This is a genomic window from Streptomyces ureilyticus (assembly GCF_011045025.1).
Taxonomy (GTDB): Bacteria; Actinomycetota; Actinomycetes; order Streptomycetales; family Streptomycetaceae; genus Streptomyces; species Streptomyces ureilyticus.
Genome location: NZ_JAAKZX010000215.1, coordinates 1 through 15808, shown reverse-complemented (window position 1 = coordinate 15808; position 15808 = coordinate 1). Strand labels below are relative to the sequence as shown.

The 15808-nt window shown below is 70.6% G+C and carries 14 protein-coding genes; 5 read left to right on the top strand and 9 right to left on the bottom strand.

Annotation, left to right across the window (positions count from 1 at the left end; genetic code table 11):
* Positions 1–4059 (top strand): FxSxx-COOH system tetratricopeptide repeat protein (gene fxsT / locus G6048_RS39755; protein ID WP_165344471.1); only part of this gene is annotated, 4059 nt, incomplete at its 5' end.
* Here the strand turns inward: fxsT and G6048_RS39750 are convergent.
* The 4 genes from G6048_RS39750 to G6048_RS39735 all read right to left on the bottom strand — a co-directional run bounded on the left by G6048_RS39750 (position 3990) and on the right by G6048_RS39735 (position 7549).
* The gene (locus G6048_RS39750) at positions 3990–5750 is read right to left on the bottom strand and encodes an aKG-HExxH-type peptide beta-hydroxylase (protein WP_165344470.1); all 1761 of its coding nucleotides are present in this window, start codon (positions 5748–5750) and stop codon (positions 3990–3992) included. The genes fxsT and G6048_RS39750 overlap by 70 nt on opposite strands.
* Positions 5747–6895, bottom strand: coding sequence for an FxsB family cyclophane-forming radical SAM/SPASM peptide maturase (locus G6048_RS39745; protein ID WP_328828326.1), 1149 nt, complete (start codon positions 6893–6895; stop codon positions 5747–5749). The genes G6048_RS39750 and G6048_RS39745 overlap by 4 nt, the downstream gene beginning before the upstream one ends.
* Positions 6896–6911: 16 nt before the next feature.
* On the bottom strand, positions 6912–7082 hold the full coding sequence (locus G6048_RS39740) for a hypothetical protein (RefSeq protein ID WP_165344468.1): 171 nt from the start codon (positions 7080–7082) through the stop codon (positions 6912–6914).
* 146 nt (positions 7083–7228) lie between these two features.
* Positions 7229–7549, bottom strand: a complete 321-nt coding sequence (locus G6048_RS39735; protein ID WP_165344467.1) for a CU044_2847 family protein — start codon at positions 7547–7549, stop codon at positions 7229–7231.
* Between the two features lie 90 nt (positions 7550–7639).
* Here G6048_RS39735 and G6048_RS39730 point away from each other — a divergent pair, with 90 nt between their 5' ends.
* On the top strand, positions 7640–8527 hold the full coding sequence (locus G6048_RS39730) for a deoxyribonuclease IV (protein WP_165344472.1): 888 nt from the start codon (positions 7640–7642) through the stop codon (positions 8525–8527).
* A gap of 15 nt (positions 8528–8542) precedes the next feature.
* On the opposite strand, the gene G6048_RS39725 is transcribed toward G6048_RS39730, so the two are convergent.
* The gene (locus tag G6048_RS39725; RefSeq protein WP_165344466.1) at positions 8543–9175 is read right to left on the bottom strand and encodes a sulfite oxidase-like oxidoreductase; all 633 of its coding nucleotides are present in this window, start codon (positions 9173–9175) and stop codon (positions 8543–8545) included.
* Positions 9176–9329: 154 nt separating this feature from the next.
* On the opposite strand from G6048_RS39725, the gene bfr reads away from it, so the two are divergent.
* Positions 9330–9809, top strand: a complete 480-nt coding sequence (gene bfr, locus G6048_RS39720) for a bacterioferritin (protein WP_165344465.1) — start codon at positions 9330–9332, stop codon at positions 9807–9809.
* Positions 9810–9831: 22 nt separating this feature from the next.
* Here the strand turns inward: bfr and G6048_RS39715 are convergent, their stop codons facing one another.
* Positions 9832–10071: a (2Fe-2S)-binding protein gene (locus tag G6048_RS39715; RefSeq protein ID WP_165344464.1), complete on the bottom strand. Its 240-nt coding sequence runs from the start codon at positions 10069–10071 to the stop codon at positions 9832–9834.
* Between the two features lie 185 nt (positions 10072–10256).
* Positions 10257–11612: a class II 3-deoxy-7-phosphoheptulonate synthase gene (locus tag G6048_RS39710; protein ID WP_165344463.1), complete on the bottom strand. Its 1356-nt coding sequence runs from the start codon at positions 11610–11612 to the stop codon at positions 10257–10259.
* A gap of 100 nt (positions 11613–11712) precedes the next feature.
* Between G6048_RS39710 and G6048_RS52105 the strand changes: the two genes are divergently transcribed.
* Both G6048_RS52105 and G6048_RS39700 read left to right on the top strand, forming a co-directional pair.
* Complete coding sequence (locus G6048_RS52105) at positions 11713–11811, top strand: trp operon leader peptide (protein WP_165344462.1); 99 nt, start codon at positions 11713–11715, stop codon at positions 11809–11811.
* Between the two features lie 123 nt (positions 11812–11934).
* Positions 11935–13815 carry an anthranilate synthase family protein gene (locus tag G6048_RS39700; protein WP_165344461.1) on the top strand — a complete coding sequence of 627 codons (1881 nt, stop codon included), beginning with the start codon at positions 11935–11937 and terminating at the stop codon, positions 13813–13815.
* A 25-nt stretch (positions 13816–13840) separates the two neighbouring features.
* Here G6048_RS39700 and G6048_RS39695 read toward each other — a convergent pair whose 3' ends face one another.
* Together G6048_RS39695 and G6048_RS39690 are read right to left on the bottom strand one after the other, a co-directional pair.
* Positions 13841–14869 carry a 6-phosphofructokinase gene (locus G6048_RS39695; RefSeq protein ID WP_165344460.1) on the bottom strand — a complete coding sequence of 343 codons (1029 nt, stop codon included), beginning with the start codon at positions 14867–14869 and terminating at the stop codon, positions 13841–13843.
* 196 nt (positions 14870–15065) lie between these two features.
* Positions 15066–15743 (bottom strand): response regulator, encoded by a 678-nt coding sequence (locus G6048_RS39690; RefSeq protein WP_165344459.1) that lies wholly within the window; start codon positions 15741–15743, stop codon positions 15066–15068.
* Between the last annotated feature and the right edge of the window lie 65 nt (positions 15744–15808).

Below are 15808 nucleotides of genomic sequence, written 5' to 3'. Positions count from 1 at the left end.
CTGCCCGCCCTGCCCGTGCGCTCGCCCGGTGTCCGCCCCTTGCCGCGCGCCGCGGCGCTGAGCCGTGCCCTGCGCCCGCTGAAGCGCCGTGCCGCCTCGCTCACCCGGCACCGCCTGGACGAGGAGGCCACCGCCACCCGGGCCGCGGAGACCGACGTGTGGGAGCCGGTCCTCCTCCCGGAGGAGGAGCCCTGGCTCGACCTGGATCTGGTGGTGGACACCGGGGAGTCCATGGTGCTGTGGGACGGGGCCGTGGCCGAACTGCGGACGGTGCTGCGGCGGACGGGGGCGTTCCGCTCGATCACGGTGCGCTGGCTGCAGCATCTGACGGACGGGGAGGTCCGGTTGCGCGGCACCCCGCCTCCCTGGACGGAGAGCGGCAGAAGCACGAAGCACACCTATCACTCACCGCGCGGCGCGCTCCTCGTCCTCACCGATGCGATCAACACGGGCTGGCGGTCCGGCGCGATGGACCGGCTCCTGGCGGCGTGGGCCCGTACGCGTCCCACCGCGCTCGTCCAACCGCTCGACCGGCGGCTGTGGCACCGCACGGCGCTGCATCCCGTCACCGTGACGCTCAAGGCGGCGCGCCCCGGCTGTCCCAACGCCGACCTGCGCACGGCGGGCGCGGACCGCCCCGGCGCTCCCGTGCCCGTCGTCGAGCTGACCCCAGCAGCCCTGCACATGTGGTCCCGGCTGGTCGCCAGGCCGGAGTCGTCGACGTACACGGGCTATGCGGTGTGTCCGCATGACGGCGTCCGTCCAGAGCCGAACGCGCCCGAGACGCCCAGGGGTGCGACGGAGCCCGGTGAGAGGCTCTCGCCGCTCGACCGGGTGCTGGCCTTCCGGGCCACCGCTTCGCCTCAGGCCTTCGAGCTGGCCGCGTACCTGTCGGCGGCGCCGCTCTTCCTCCCGGTGATGCGGCTCGTCCAGCGCGTCATGGCACCGCGCACGACGCCCTCGCATCTGGCGGAGGTGTTCCTGTCCGGGCTGCTGCATCCGGTGCGGGGCGGCAGGCAGGCGCCGGAGCAGACCGAGTTCGACTTCTCCGAGCAGGTGAGGGCCCTGCTTCTGGGGGCGTTGCACCAGCAGGAGAGCCGCCTTGTGCTGACGGCGGTGTCCGAGTACCTGGCCGAGCACTCCTCGACGCCCTATCGTTTCGACGCCACTCTGGCCGATCCGTCCGCCGAACTGCCCGAGCGGATCAGCTCGGACAGCCTGCCCTTCGCCAAGGTCGACGCGGCGGTCGCGGACGCACTGGGCGGCGGCTTCGCAGCGCGGGCCAGGCGACTGCGCAGCGCGATCGCGTCCGATGACAGGCCAGCCAATTACAGGCCGTCGCTGAACGAATACCATGCGGAAGTGGCCCAGAACACGTTGACAGACCAGACCAACGCCGTCAGATCCGAACAGGACGCGCCTGCCGCACGTACGGAGCCGGGGACGCCACCCGGGCAACAAGCGGAAGGGGAAACGTCCGTGGCCGAACCAGCCCCTCGCGCCTCCGGCGGTCCACCAGGCACCCCAGCGATGCCGGAAGGCCCTCCGTTCACCCGGCCCATGCGCTTCGCGGAGAGCATTCCCGTCGTGTGGGGTCGGCGCATCCCACCCAGGAATCACAATTTCACCGGCCGTGACGAACTGATCACCCAGCTGCACGACCGGCTCGTGGACCGCCGTGCGGCGATCGTGCCCCAGGCGTTCTTCGGGCTCGGCGGGGTCGGCAAGACCCAGCTGGCCGTGGAGTACATCTACCGCTATCAGTCCCAGTACGAACTCATTTGGTGGATCAACTCCGAGGATCCCTCACTGGTCCGCTCGTCCCTCGCCGCGCTCGCGCCCCATCTCGGCCTGGATGCCGCGCCGAGCGGCGACGAAGCGCTTCCCCTCGTCCTCGACGCCCTGCGCCGGGGCTCCCCCTACCGCCGGTGGCTGCTCGTGTTCGACAACGCCGATCGTCCCGAGGACCTGGAGGACTGTTTCCCCTCCGGCGAGGGCCACATCCTGATCACGTCACGCAATCAGGGCTGGGCGGGCCACGCCCACCCCGTCTCCGTGGACGTCTTCTCCCGTGACGAGTCCGTCCGGTTCCTCCAGCGGCGCGCCCCCGGCATGCCCGCCGAGGACGCCTCGCGGCTCGCGGAGGCCCTGGGCGACCTGCCGCTCGCCGTAGAGCAGGCGGGCGCCTGGCACGCGGAGACCGCCATGTCCGTCGACGAGTACCTGGGGCTGCTGCGTGAGCACACCGGGCGGCTCCTCGACACCTCCGTGCCGTCCGGGTACCCGCGCTCCGTGGTGGCGACCTGGAACCTGTCGATGGAACGGCTCGCCCGGCGCAGTCCCGCCGCCGTCCAGCTGCTGCGGCTGTGCTCGTGCATGGCGCCCGAACCGATCAGCTGGGCCCTGCTGCGCAGTGCCGCGTTCGCCCCGCTGCCGTCCCCGCTGGCCGAGGCGTTGCGCGATCCGGTGGAACTGGGCCTGGCCACCCGGGAGATCGGCCGGCTCGCGCTGGCCCGGATCGACCACCGCAGCAACAGCCTCCAGATGCACCGGCTCGTCCAGGCCGTCCTGCTCAACCAGATGACGCCGGAGGAGCAGGAAGCGACGTACCACCTCACGCACGTGCTGCTGGCGGCAGCGGACCCGCAGGCGCCGCAGGACGACGAGAACTGGCGCCGGTACGCCGAGCTGCGCCCGCACATCAGGCCGACCAGGGCCGTCGAGTGCGATCACAGCGAGGTCCGGCACCTCGTCATCAACGAGGTCCGCTATCTGTATCTGCACGGCGACTACATCGGCGGCGCGGAACTGGCCGAATACGCTCGCAAGGAGTGGCAGCAGCGGCTGGGCGACGACCATCCCCAGACGCTGCGCATCACGCGCTCGTACGCCACGTTCATCCGTACGTTCGGCCGGTTCGAGGAAGCCCGCGAACTCAACGCCAGTCTGCTGACGCGCTCCCGCCGGGTGCTCGGCCAGGACCACGAGGAAACCCTCGCCGTCGCCAACAGCAGCGGCGGTGACCTGCGGGTCCTGGGAGAGTTCGAACAGGCCGCGGAGCGCGACGCGGACACCCTGGAACGGCTCACCGGCGCCTTCGGCCGCGACTATCCCCTCACCCTGATGTCGGCGGCCAACCATGCGCTGAACCTGCGTCTGCTCGGCCGCTTCACCGAGGCGCTCGCCCTGGACGCGGACACCTACGAGCGGCGTGCCCGCACCTACGGTCCTGACGACCCCGCCACTCTGGTCGTGGCCGCGAGCTACGCCCGCGACCAGCGCGAGCTGGGCGACTATCCCGGCTCCGCCGAGTCGCTGCGGGTCCTGTACCCCAAACTCCGCGACCGGCAGGGCCGCGAGCACCCGGACACCCTGGAGATGGCCAAGAACCTCGCGGTGTCCCTGCGCGCGACCGGCGCGTACGACGAGGCACGCGAGCGGTCGGCACGTACCGTCGGGCGCTACCGGGCCCAGTTCGGTGAGGATGACCTCAACACCCTTGCCGCGGTGGGCAATTACGCCATCGATCTGCTCCTGCACGGCGAACTGGAGGAGGCGGAGCAGCTGGCCGCGCAGACGGTCGCGGGCTACGAGGAGCTCTTCGGCGCCGACCATCCGTATGTGCCGATGACCGCGACCAACCACGCGATCGTGCTGCGTGCGGCCGGTGAGCACGAACGGGCTCTGTCGATGAACCTCGCCGCGTACGAGAAGTTGCTCGCTCGGTTCGGCCAGGACCACAACTGTGTGCTGCGGTGCGGTATGAACCTCGCCAACGATCTGCACGACGCGGGCCGGATCGACGAGGCGGCACAGGCGGAGACCGGCTATCTGGAGAAGCTGCGGGCCACGCTCGGCCCCGATCACCCGGCCACCCTGGTCTGCGGCGGCAATCTCGCCCACGACCTGCGGGCCCTGGGCCGGGAGGCGGAGGCGGCCACACTGCTGGAAGACGTCCTGAAACGCTTCGGACGCACGCTGGGCCGGGACTATCCGGTGGCCGAGGTGTTCGCCAGGGGCGAGCGGGCGCTCTGCGACATCGAGACACCGGTGTTCTGACCGGTGTTCTGAGGGGTCCGCTGCTCGGGACCGGCCAGCCAGGCCGCCAGGGAGAGCGGATCGGGAGCGGCCGCGGTGCGCCCGGCCAGCGAGAGCAGCAGCGCCTGGACGAGTTCGGTGCGCAGCCGCAGCACGGGGGCACCGTCGGCGCCCTGTTCGGCTGCGGCCGCCGCCAGGTCCGCCCATGCCTCGACCCGACCGGGGTGCCGGGCGACCTCGTCGGCCGCGGAGCGCAACGGCGAGGCGGAGTCCGCGCCGCGCTGCCGGGCGGCCCACCGCACGAAGGCCGCGCCCTCGCCGGACACGGGTCCCGCCAGGTGGCCGATCTCGCTGGCCGGCAGAGCGTCGGCCGGACGGTCCGCGAGGAGGCGGGCAGCCAGCCGCGCCACCTCGGTGGCGTCCGGTACGGCCCAGCGCAGCCGCCACGCCGCCTCGCGCCCCGCCTCCATGCGGGCGACCGCGCGATGCAGCCGTTCGCCCGGGGCGCCGCCCGCCCCGGGTTCCGCCGCCCCGACGACCGCCGACGCGTGCGCGACGAACCGTTCGCCCGCGCCGGTGAGCCGGACGTGAGCTGCCAGCTCCGCCATACCGCGCTCCAGATGCGCGCGGGTCCTGGCGTACCGCCAGGCGGCGTCGGCCTGTTCCGCGCCCTGCTCCACCGTGCTGCGCCTCTGCCAGAAGGCGAGGTCGGCGAGGTGGGCGTACACGCCGTGCAGCACGCCGGCCGACGGGCGCGGGTCCGGCCGCCAGGGGGCGTACAGCCGCCTGGGGCCGCCCCGTTCGTGCAGGGGCACCAGGTCCATGAGCGCGCTCAGCTTGCTGTGCTGGAACTCGTGCAGCATGGTCAGCGCCAGCCGCTGCGGCCCCGCGGGCCACGAGGCGAGCACCGTCCCGAAGGCGTGCCGCGAGGTGGCCGCGGCGACTCCGCGCGCCGGAGCCGGCAGCGGCACGATGCCGGTGACTCCGGCCACCAGGGCCTCGGCCTGGCGAGGATGGTCCTCCGCCAGCAGTTCCCAGGCCGAGCTCAGCAGCTCCTGCCACGCGGCCGGGCCGACGCGATCGGCGGGCAGCGCGGGGAGCAGCGGGTCGGCGGTCTCCAGCGGAAGCCGCAGTTCGAGCCCGCCGTGTGCGGCGTGCAGTACGGCGACCGGGAGCCAGCCGCGGCCCGTGCGCGCCGGATCGTGGGGCAGCCGCAGCACCCGGCCGTCGGCCCGTATCTCGACGACCGCCGCGTCCGTGTTCACCACCCGCGCCTCGGCCGGGCTCCCCGTGGGACGTGCCGTCCCCAGGCCGGGCAGCCGCACCAGCCCGTCGTGCACCGGCACGGTGACGGTCGCCTCGACTCCGGCATGGATCGCCGCGACGGCCGCGAGCGCGCCGAGCGACCGTGCCGTGCAGGTGCCGTCCCGGCCGTGCCCGGGACAGTCACGCGCGACCCGGCCCGCCCACGTGCCGAAGGCAGGGGAATCCAGCACCGCCGAGACCTGGTTCGGCACCGTCCGCTCCAGGTGGGCGAGCAGCTCGGCGCCTTCGGCGGCGGCGGGCCCGCACGGCCCGTCCAGCACCCGGCGCAACTGCAGGAGGTTGCGGCTGCGCCTGGCCCGGCGCAGCAGGAGGACGGCCTCGGGCCCGCCGTCCCCCGAAGCGAGCTGATCGAAGATCTCGTCCGGGATCCGGTGCGGCGCCGTCACGGGCATGCCTTCTCAACCCGGGCGAGCCGGCGCCGGATGTGTCCGACGAGCACGAGAAGGTCCGCGCAGTAGACGGTGGGGTGGCGGTAGCCGTCGCCGGGCCGGTAGCGGTGTCCGTACTCGCCGCCGCCGCACACGGCGAGCTCGGGGCAGGACAGGCAGTTGTCCGCCAGGGCGCGCGCACCTGCCTGGCGGGCGGCGAAGCCCGGGTGGTGCAGGACGTCGTCGAAGGAGTTCCGGAAGACGTCCAGTCCGCTGGCTGCGGCCCCGTCGTGGGAGGTGCGCAGCGCGTCGTTCTGGTGGAGGGTGCCGTCGGCTTCCACAAAGACCGAGATCGAGCGGGTGAGCCCCACCCAGTCGAGGCGGCTGCGCCCGCCGAGCACGGTGTGCAGCAGTTCGTCGAGCATGCGGACGGAGGTCTCCTTGTGCTCCGCGCCCGCCCAGCGGTCGAAGACCGCGGACAACCACCGCCCGTACGCCCCCGGAGCCGCGCGCGTGCCCGTGCCCCAGTGGGCGTGCGGCAGCAGGAAGTCGACCAGGGGTGGCCGGGTGTCGAGCATCGACTCGTATACGGCGACCGGGTCGCTCACCGGGTCGATCGTGCACAGCAGCCCCGCGTACAGCTGGCGGTAGGGCCCTGACAGGCGGTGCAGTCCGGCCATGACACGGTCGTACGAGCCGCGGCCCGCGGGAGTGAGGCGGTGGGCGTCGTGTGCCGCGCGGTCCCCGTCCACGCTGACCCCGACGCGCACCCGATGCTCCGCGAGGGTGTCCAGCATGCGCTCGCTCAGCAGGGTGCCGTTGGTCTGGACGGTGAACTCGGCCTCGGCGCCCGCGCGTTGAACGGCCTCCCGTACGGTGCTCACGATGCGGGTGATGCCGTCGGGGCCGGCGAGCAGCGGTTCGCCGCCGTGCAGCACCACGCGCGCCCGCGGGAGGCTGTGCCGCGACGCGTGCTCGGCGATGCGCCGGGCCACCTGTTCGAGGACGCGCCGTCCCATGGCGTGCGGCTGTCGCTGCCAGGTCCGGTCGCCGTGCTCGTAGATCACGCAGTAGTCGCAGGCGAGGTTGCACCGGCTGCGCACTTTGAGGATGAACTGCCGCAGCGGGGCGGGCCGCCAGCCGTCGTCGAGCAAGGCCGCCACATCGACGGTCGCGGGCTCAGGTGCCCTCCGACCAGGTGGTGTATTCGTCCTCATCGGGCTCCGCGGCCTCCGCTCGCAGCCGCTCCAGCGCCGCCGCGAGCACTGATCCCGGCGTCGCGCGCAGCTGGTCGATGGTGAATCCGGCAACGTCCGGCAGTCCGCACTCGACCCCCGTGGTCTCCTCCACGCCTCAAGCCCTCTCGCCGCCGAACATCCGGCCCCGCGCAGCATGGCCCCGCCCGTAAGGGCATGGTAGGCGGATACCGCCCTGTACGGGAGATGCCCTCCGAGCGGTACGGACGGATCCGGACAGCACGGTGGCGTGGGCTTCCGCTACCGCTCCCAGACGGCCCGCACCACCAGATGCGCCTCACCGGACGCCTTGGCCAGGACCGCGCCGGTCTCGCCACTGAGCTTGACCCCGAACTCGAGTTCGAGCCGCTGAGGGGCGACATCGATCGAGGTGATGCGGGTGTGCGCCTCGGCGGCCAGCCTGCGTATGCCGTCCAGCGCTTCGTCGAGCCCTTCCTGGGCCCGCCGGATCACGGTGCCGCCGCTGACGGCGATCTCCTCCAGGCCGTATGCCTCTTCGTCCACCGGTTCGACCAGAACCCTGCCGCCGTCCGGCAGCTCGAAGCTGACCACGTCGCCCATGCGCCCCTCCCCTGGTTCCGCGCGGGTGCTGCACGAGTCGTACCCGCGCGGGAGGGGCCTCGCACCCTGCCTGGCATGCTGGACCCTGTTATGAGCCACAGCCCTGCGCCCGCGCCCCTTCTCTGCCGCAACCCCGTCGGCAGCCATGTCCCCGTGGCCGGCGGCCTCGCCTCCGTAGGCCTGTCGTACGCGCGTGATCTGGGCGCCGAGACCGTCCAGGTCTTCGTCGCCAACCCGCGCGGCTGGGCGACTCCGCCGGGGAATCCGCGACAGGACGAGGAGTTCCGCGCGGCCTGTGCCGCGGGATCGATCCCCGCGTACGTCCACGCGCCCTATCTGATCAACCTCGGCTCGCACACCGAGGCGACCTTGGAGAGGTCCGTGGAGTCGCTGCGGCACTCACTGCGGCGGGGGCGCGCGATCGGGGCGCGGGGCGTCGTCGTCCACACCGGTTCGGCGACGGGCGGCCGGACACGGGCGGTCGCGCTGCAGCAGGTACGCGAGCATCTGCTGCCGCTGCTCGACGAGCTGACCCACGACGACGACCCGGACCTGCTCATCGAGTCGACCGCGGGCCAGGGCGCTTCCCTGTGCTCCCGGACCTGGGACTTCGGCCCGTACTTCGAGGCGCTCGACGCCCACCCGAAGCTCGGCGTCTGCCTGGACACCTGCCACATCTTCGCGGCCGGCCACGACCTCACCGGCCCCGCCGGAACGCACCAGACCCTCGACCTGCTGGTCGACACGATCGGCGAAGGCCGCCTGAAACTGATCCACGCCAACGACTCCCAGGACATCGCAGGCGCCCACAAGGACCGCCACGCCAACATCGGCGCCGGGCACATCGGCGAAGACCCCTTCCGCGCCCTGATGACCCACCCCGCCACCGCTGACGTACCCTTGATCATCGAGACGCCCGGCGGCAAAGAGGGCCACGTGGCAGACGTGGAGCGCCTGAAGAAACTCCGGGACGGCTGAGGCTGTTCGCAGCTCTCAGAGCTCAGGCCCGTCCCCCGGCTCCTCCTGATAGGAGTAGCGCTGTTCGCGCCAGGGGTCGCCGATGTTGTGGTAGCCGCGTTCCTCCCAGAAGCCGCGGCGGTCGGCGGTCATGTACTCGATGCCGCGGACCCACTTGGGGCCCTTCCAGGCGTACAGATTGGGCACGACCAGGCGCAGCGGGAAGCCGTGTTCCGCGGTGAGGAGTTCGCCGTCCTTGTGGGTGGCGAAGATCGTGCGCCCGGAGGCGAAGTCGGTGAGGCGGAGATTCGAGCTGAAGCCGTACTCAGCCCAGACCATGACATGCGTGACGCCGGCTGCGGGCGGGGCGATTTCCAGGAGCGTACGGGCCGGGACGCCGCCCCATTCGGCTCCGAGCATGCTGAACTTCGTCACGCAGTGCAGATCGGCCACGACGGTGGTATACGGCAGGGCCGAGAACTCCTCGTGGTTCCAGCAGTGCTTCTCGCCGTCGGCGGTGGCGCCGAAGACCCTGAACTCCCAGCGCTCGGGCCGGAACTTGGGGACGGGCCCGTAGTGCGTAACCGGCCAGCCACGCTGCAGTCGCTGCCCCGGCGGAAGCTCCGACTGTGCCGCTTCTCCAGATTCTCGCTCCACCGGCTGACCCATGCCTCCATCCTGACAGACCGGAGTCGGTGCAGATGACCAGGCCTGTCCCGATTCGGGCATCTGCTACTAAGCCTGCACTTACTGGACGGCCCCAGATGCCGGTGGAATCATGCGGCGCATCCTGCCAGTCCCCCGCGTGGAAGGAGCCTCTGCAATGCAGGGCGACCCCGAGGTCATCGAATTCCTCAACGAGCAGTTGACCGCCGAACTGACCGCGATCAACCAGTACTTCCTGCACGCGAAGATGCAGGAGAACTTCGGCTGGACAAAGCTCGCGAAATACACCCGGGCCGAGTCCTTCGACGAGATGAAGCACGCGGAGGTACTCACCGACCGGATCCTCTTCCTGGAGGGCCTGCCGAACTACCAGCGGCTCTTCCACGTCCGGGTCGGGCAGACGGTCACCGAGATGTTCAAGGCCGACCGGCAGGTCGAGGTCGAGGCGATCGACCGCCTCAGGCGCGGCATCGAGGTGATGCGGAACAAGGGCGACATCACCTCGGCGAACATCTTCGAGTCGATCCTCGAGGACGAGGAGCATCACATCGACTACCTGGACACCCAGCTGGAACTGGTGGAGAAACTCGGCGAGGCGCTCTACATCGCCCAGCTCATCGAACAGCCGGACAGCTGAGCAGCTGAGCAGCTTCAGAGCCCTACGCGGCTTCGTCCAACTCCGAAACCCCGGCAAGCGCGGACTGCGCCTGATCGGCGACCTCACTGCGGCACGCGCCCCGGCCCAACAGTGCCTGAATGCGTCGTACGCAGGAACCACAGTCGGTGCCCGCCTTGCAGGCCGACGCGATCTGGCGAGGCGTGCCCGCACCGGCTTCCGCGTGCTGCCTCACCTGCGCCTCGGTGACACCGAAGCAGTTGCAGACGTACACGCGGTTCACCACCCGACAGGAGAGAAGCGGGACAGACAGGTCACGCCATCCCGACTTATCGACCTTATCGGCAGATTTATCGGTGAGGCAAACCTAACCTTACCCGCCAGGCGTGCGTCGCAAAAGTGGGATGGGGCGTGGATCGTATGTGATCCACGCCCCATCGCATGCTGCCCTGTGCACGAACCGGACCGCTACTGGTCGCGGTACATCTCCGCCACGAGGAACGCCAGATCCAGGGACTGGCTGCGGTTCAGCCGCGGGTCGCAGGCCGTCTCGTAACGCTGGTGCAGATCGTCGACGAAGATCTCGTCGCCGCCGCCCACGCACTCCGTGACATCGTCACCGGTCAGCTCGACGTGGATGCCGCCCGGGTGCGTGCCCAGCTCCTTGTGGACCTCGAAGAAGCCCTTGACCTCGTCGAGTACGTCGTCGAAGCGGCGGGTCTTGTGCCCGGACGCCGCCTCGAAGGTGTTGCCGTGCATCGGGTCGGTCACCCAGGCCACGGTCGCGCCCGAGGCGGTGACCTTCTCGACCAGCTCGGGCAGCTTGTCGCGGACCTTGTCGGCGCCCATACGGACGATGAAGGTCAGCCGGCCCGGCTCACGCTCCGGGTCGAGGCGCTCGATGTACTGCAGCGCGTCCTCGGCCGTCGTCGTCGGACCCAGCTTGATCCCGAGCGGGTTGCGGATCTTCGAGGCGAACTCGATGTGCGCGCCGTCCAGCTGACGGGTGCGCTCACCGATCCACACCATGTGCCCGGAGACGTCGTACAGCTGCCCCGTACGGGAATCGACCCTGGTCAGCGCCGACTCGTAGTCGAGCAGCAGCGCCTCGTGCGAGGAGTAGAACTCGACGGTCTTGAACTCCTCCGGGTCGGCCCCGCAGGCGTGCATGAAGTTCAGCGCCTGGTCGATCTCGCGCGCCAGCTGCTCGTAGCGCTGACCGGAGGGGGACGACTTCACGAAGTCCTGGTTCCAGGCGTGCACCTGGCGCAGGTCGGCGTAGCCGCCGGTGGTGAAGGCGCGCACCAGGTTCAGCGTGGAGGCGGAGGCGTGGTACATCCGCTTCAGGCGCTCGGGGTCCGGGATGCGGGCCGCCTCGGTGAACTCGAAGCCGTTGACCGAGTCGCCGCGGTAGGTCGGCAGGGTCACGCCGTCGCGGGTCTCGGTCGGCTTGGAGCGCGGCTTGGAGTACTGGCCGGCGATGCGGCCCACCTTCACGACCGGCACGGAGGCCGCGTACGTGAGGACGGCGCCCATCTGAAGCAACGTCTTCAGCTTGGCCCGGATGTTCTCGGCGCCGACGGCGTCGAAGCTCTCCGCGCAGTCGCCGCCCTGAAGGAGGAACGCCTCGCCCCTGGCGACGGCCCCCATCCGGGCACGCAGCTGGTCGCACTCGCCCGCGAAGACGAGGGGCGGATAGCTCGCCAGCTCGGCGATCACTTCGCGCAGGGCCTCGGCATCGGGGTAGTCGGGCTGCTGCGCCGCGGGCAGGTCTCGCCAGGTCGCTTGAGCAGCGACGGCTTGGGTATCAGCGTTCACGGTCACCTCGTCAACATTACGGGGTCGTGTCGAGCGATTTTCGTCCGGTTCGACTGGTGAGACAAAGCCTCCAGGCAGCGGCCCAGGCCCGCGACCGGGCCCCGCCATGGGTTCCGTATGGGATAAGGTGCCGCACATGTTCGCGCACTCGACCAAGAACCAGAACCAGAACTGGTGGTGGACCGCTCACCCGGCGGCCCACTGACTGCGCGTACGCAAGACTTCGCGAAGGCCGCCCGAGGGGCGGCCTTCAGTGTTTTCACGACCAGGGCCGTTCCTCCCGATCAATCGGTATCGATCACCGACGATCACGACGGAAGAGGAACTCATGAACCTGGCCCGGCTCCTGCACGACGACCGCCCGTTCGCCCTGCTGCGTCGCCGTACGCCCGGACACGACCACGACACCGTAGAAGTCCTGCTCGGCCCGGTCGCCACGTACGAGCGCCTGTCCGACATCCCCGACGAAGGCCTGGCCCTCATCCCCTTCCGGCAGATCCGCGAGCGCGGCTTCGACGTCCGTGACGACGGTACGCCGCTCACGGTGCTGACCCCGGAGGAGAAGTACGAACTCCCCCTGGACCAGGCCCTGTCGCAGCTCCCCGCACACGACGTGCACGTGACGGGCGGTGGTTTCGACGTCGACGACGAGGAGTACGCGGAGATCGTCGGGCGCGTGCTGCGGGAGGAGATCGGGCAGGGCGAGGGCGCGAACTTCGTGATCCGGCGTACGTACGAGGGGGAGATCCCGGCCTTCGGCAGAGCGGACGCGCTCGCGCTGTTCCGGCGGCTGCTCGTCGGGGAGCGGGGTGCGTACTGGACGTTCGTAGTGCATACAGGAGTGCGGACGCTTGTCGGGGCGAGTCCCGAGGTGCACGTCCGGATGGCGGGCGGGACGGTGGTCATGAACCCGATCAGCGGGACGTATCGCTATCCGGCCGAAGGGCCCACCCCCGAGGATCTGCTGGGATTCCTCGCCGACGGCAAGGAGATCGAGGAGCTCTCGATGGTCGTCGACGAGGAGCTCAAGATGATGTGCACGGTGGGCGACATGGGCGGGGTCGTCATCGGGCCGCGGCTGAAGGAGATGGCCCATCTCGCGCACACGGAGTACGAGTTGCGGGGGCGGTCGTCGCTCGATGTGCGCGACGTCCTGCGCGAGACCATGTTCGCGGCGACCGTCACCGGGTCGCCGGTGCAGAACGCCTGCCGGGTGATCGAGCGGCACGAGGTGGGCGGCCGCGGGTATTACGCGGGGGCGTTGGCGCTTGTCGGCCGCGACTCCGGAGACGCCCAGACGCTCGACTCCCCCATCCTGATCCGTACGGCCGACATCGACGCGGGGGGACGGCTGCGGGTGCCGGTCGGCGCCACGCTCGTCCGCGGCTCCGATCCGGCGGGCGAGGTCGCCGAGACGCATGCGAAGGCGGCGGGGGTGCTGGCCGCTCTGGGGGTACGTCCCGGACGGCGGGCCGAAGAGCGCGTACGGCCCCGGCTGGCCGACGACCCGCGGGTGCGGGCCGCGCTCGACGGGCGGCGGTCCTCGCTGGCGCCGTTCTGGCTGCGGATGCAGGAGCGTTCGGCGGAGTTGGAGGGCCATGCGCTGGTCGTCGACGGGGAGGACACCTTCACGGCGATGCTCGCGCATCTGCTGCGTTCGTCGGGTCTTGAGGTGTCGGTGCGGCGGTACGACGAGCCGGGCCTGCGAGAGGCGGTTCTCGCGCACGAGGGGCCGTTGGTCCTCGGTCCTGGTCCGGGTGATCCCTCGGACACGGCCGATCCCAAGATGGCGTTCCTGCGCGGGCTCACCGCCGAGGTGCTCGGCAGTCGTCCGCACGGCGTGCTCGGTGTCTGTCTCGGGCATGAGCTGATCGCGGCGGAGCTGGGCCTGGAGATCGTACGGAAGGAAGTCCCGTACCAGGGCGCGCAGACGGACATCGAGCTCTTCGGGCGGACGGAGACCGTCGGCTTCTACAACAGCTTCGTGGCGCGCTGCGACGACGAGAGCGCGGCGGAGCTGGCGGCGCACGGTGTCGAGGTCAGCCGGAGCGACACCGGGGAGGTACACGGCCTGCGCGGGCCTGGGTTCGCGGGGGTGCAGTTCCACCCGGAGTCGGTGCTGAGCCTCAACGGCACCGCTGTCGTACGGGAGTTGATCGGTCAGCTGCGGGGCACCGGCCCGGTCTCCGAGCGGCGCCCCGCCATGTAGGTCGCCTACGTGGTGTCGGGCGGCCTCAGCCGAAGAACACGCCGACCTCCTCGTACAGCTTCGGGTCCACGGTCTTCAGCTGGGCCGTGGCCTCAGCGATCGGGACGCGGACGATGTCGGTGCCGCGCAGGGCGACCATCTTGCCGAAGTCGCCCTCGCGGACCGCGTCGATGGCGTGCAGGCCGAAGCGGGTGGCGAGCCAGCGGTCGAAGGCGCTGGGGGTGCCGCCGCGCTGCACGTGGCCGAGGACGGTCGTACGGGCCTCCTTGCCGGTGCGCCTCTCGATCTCCTTGGAGAGCCATTCGCCGACGCCGGAGAGCCGGACGTGCCCGAACTCGTCCAGCGAACCGTCCTTGAGCACCATGTCGCCGTCCTTGGGCTTCGCTCCTTCGGAGACGACGACGATCGGGGCGTACGAGGCCTTGAAGCGGGAGGTGACCCAGGCGCAGACCTGGTCGACGTCGAAGGGCTGCTCCGGGATGAGGATGACGTTGGCGCCGCCGGCCAGTCCGGAGTGGATCGCGATCCAGCCCGCGTGCCGGCCCATGACCTCGACGACGAGGACACGCATGTGCGACTCGGCGGTGGTGTGGAGGCGGTCGATGGCCTCCGTGGCGATGTTGACGGCCGTGTCGAAGCCGAAGGTGTAGTCGGTGGCCGAGAGGTCGTTGTCGATGGTCTTGGGTACGCCGACGCAGGGGACGCCATAGTCGTCGGAGAGGCTCGCGGCGACGCCGAGGGTGTCCTCTCCGCCGATCGCGATCAGGGCGTCGACCTCGTCCTTTTCGAGGTTCTCCTTGATCCGGCGGATGCCGCCCTCGACCTTGAGGGGGTTGGTGCGCGAGGAGCCGAGGATGGTGCCGCCACGGGGCAGGATGCCGCGTACGGCGGGGATGTCGAGCTGGACGGTGTCGCCCTCCAGCGGACCGCGCCATCCGTCCCGGTAGCCGGTGAAGTCGTAGCCGTACTCCTGGACGCCCTTGCGGACGATGCCCCGGATGACGGCGTTGAGCCCGGGGCAGTCGCCGCCTCCGGTCAGTACTCCGACCCGCATTGGAAAAGTCCCTTCGCCGCGGTTGCCTGATGGAGGTCACGCTAATAGTGATCCAGGTCACTTAGGCATGGGGCGGAAGGTCAATTCCGGTGAATTGTGCGGAGCTTGATCACCAGGATTCACTCGAAGGTGGGTTGCGGGCCGCTGGGTTGACTCGGTCCCGGTTGTTTGTGGCCGACGGCTGAGCAGGCGGCGGTTACTCGTCGTCGAGGCCTCGCTCTATCGCGTAGCGGACGAGTTCCACGCGGTTGTGCAGCTGGAGCTTGCCCAGGGTGTTCTGGACGTGGTTCTGGACCGTGCGGTGGGAGATCACGAGGCGTTCGGCGATCTGCTTGTAGCTCAGGCCCTTGGCTACCAGGCGCAGGACCTCGGTTTCGCGGTCGGTCAGCTGGGGGGCCTTGGGCTCGTCTGCGCCCGGAGCGGGGGCGGGTTCCGAGGCGAGCCTGCGGTACTCGCCGAGGACCAGGCCTGCGAGGCCGGGTGTGAAGACGGGGTCGCCGACGGCTGTGCGGCGCACCGCGTCGATCAGTTCCTCCGTGGAGGCGGACTTCAGGAGGTAGCCGGTGGCTCCGGACTTGACCGCCTCCAGGACGTCGGCGTGTTCGCCGCTCGCGGAGAGGACGAGTACGCGTAGGGCCGGGTTGGCTCCTACCAGTTCCTTGCAGACCTGGACGCCGGGCTTGGCGGGGAGGTTCAGGTCGAGTACGAGCACGTCGGGGGCTGTGGCGTGGGCGCGGCGTACCGCCTGGTCGCCGTCGCCTGCCGTGGCGATCACGTCGAAGCCGGCCTCACCCAGGTCCCGGGCGACGGCGTCCCGCCACATGGGGTGGTCGTCGACCACCATGACCTTGATCTGGTCCTGCTGCTCACTCATCGTCGCTCCCGCTTCGTGGCTTTCTTTTCCCCAGCCCCGCCCCTTCCCGGAACTGGGGGCTTCGC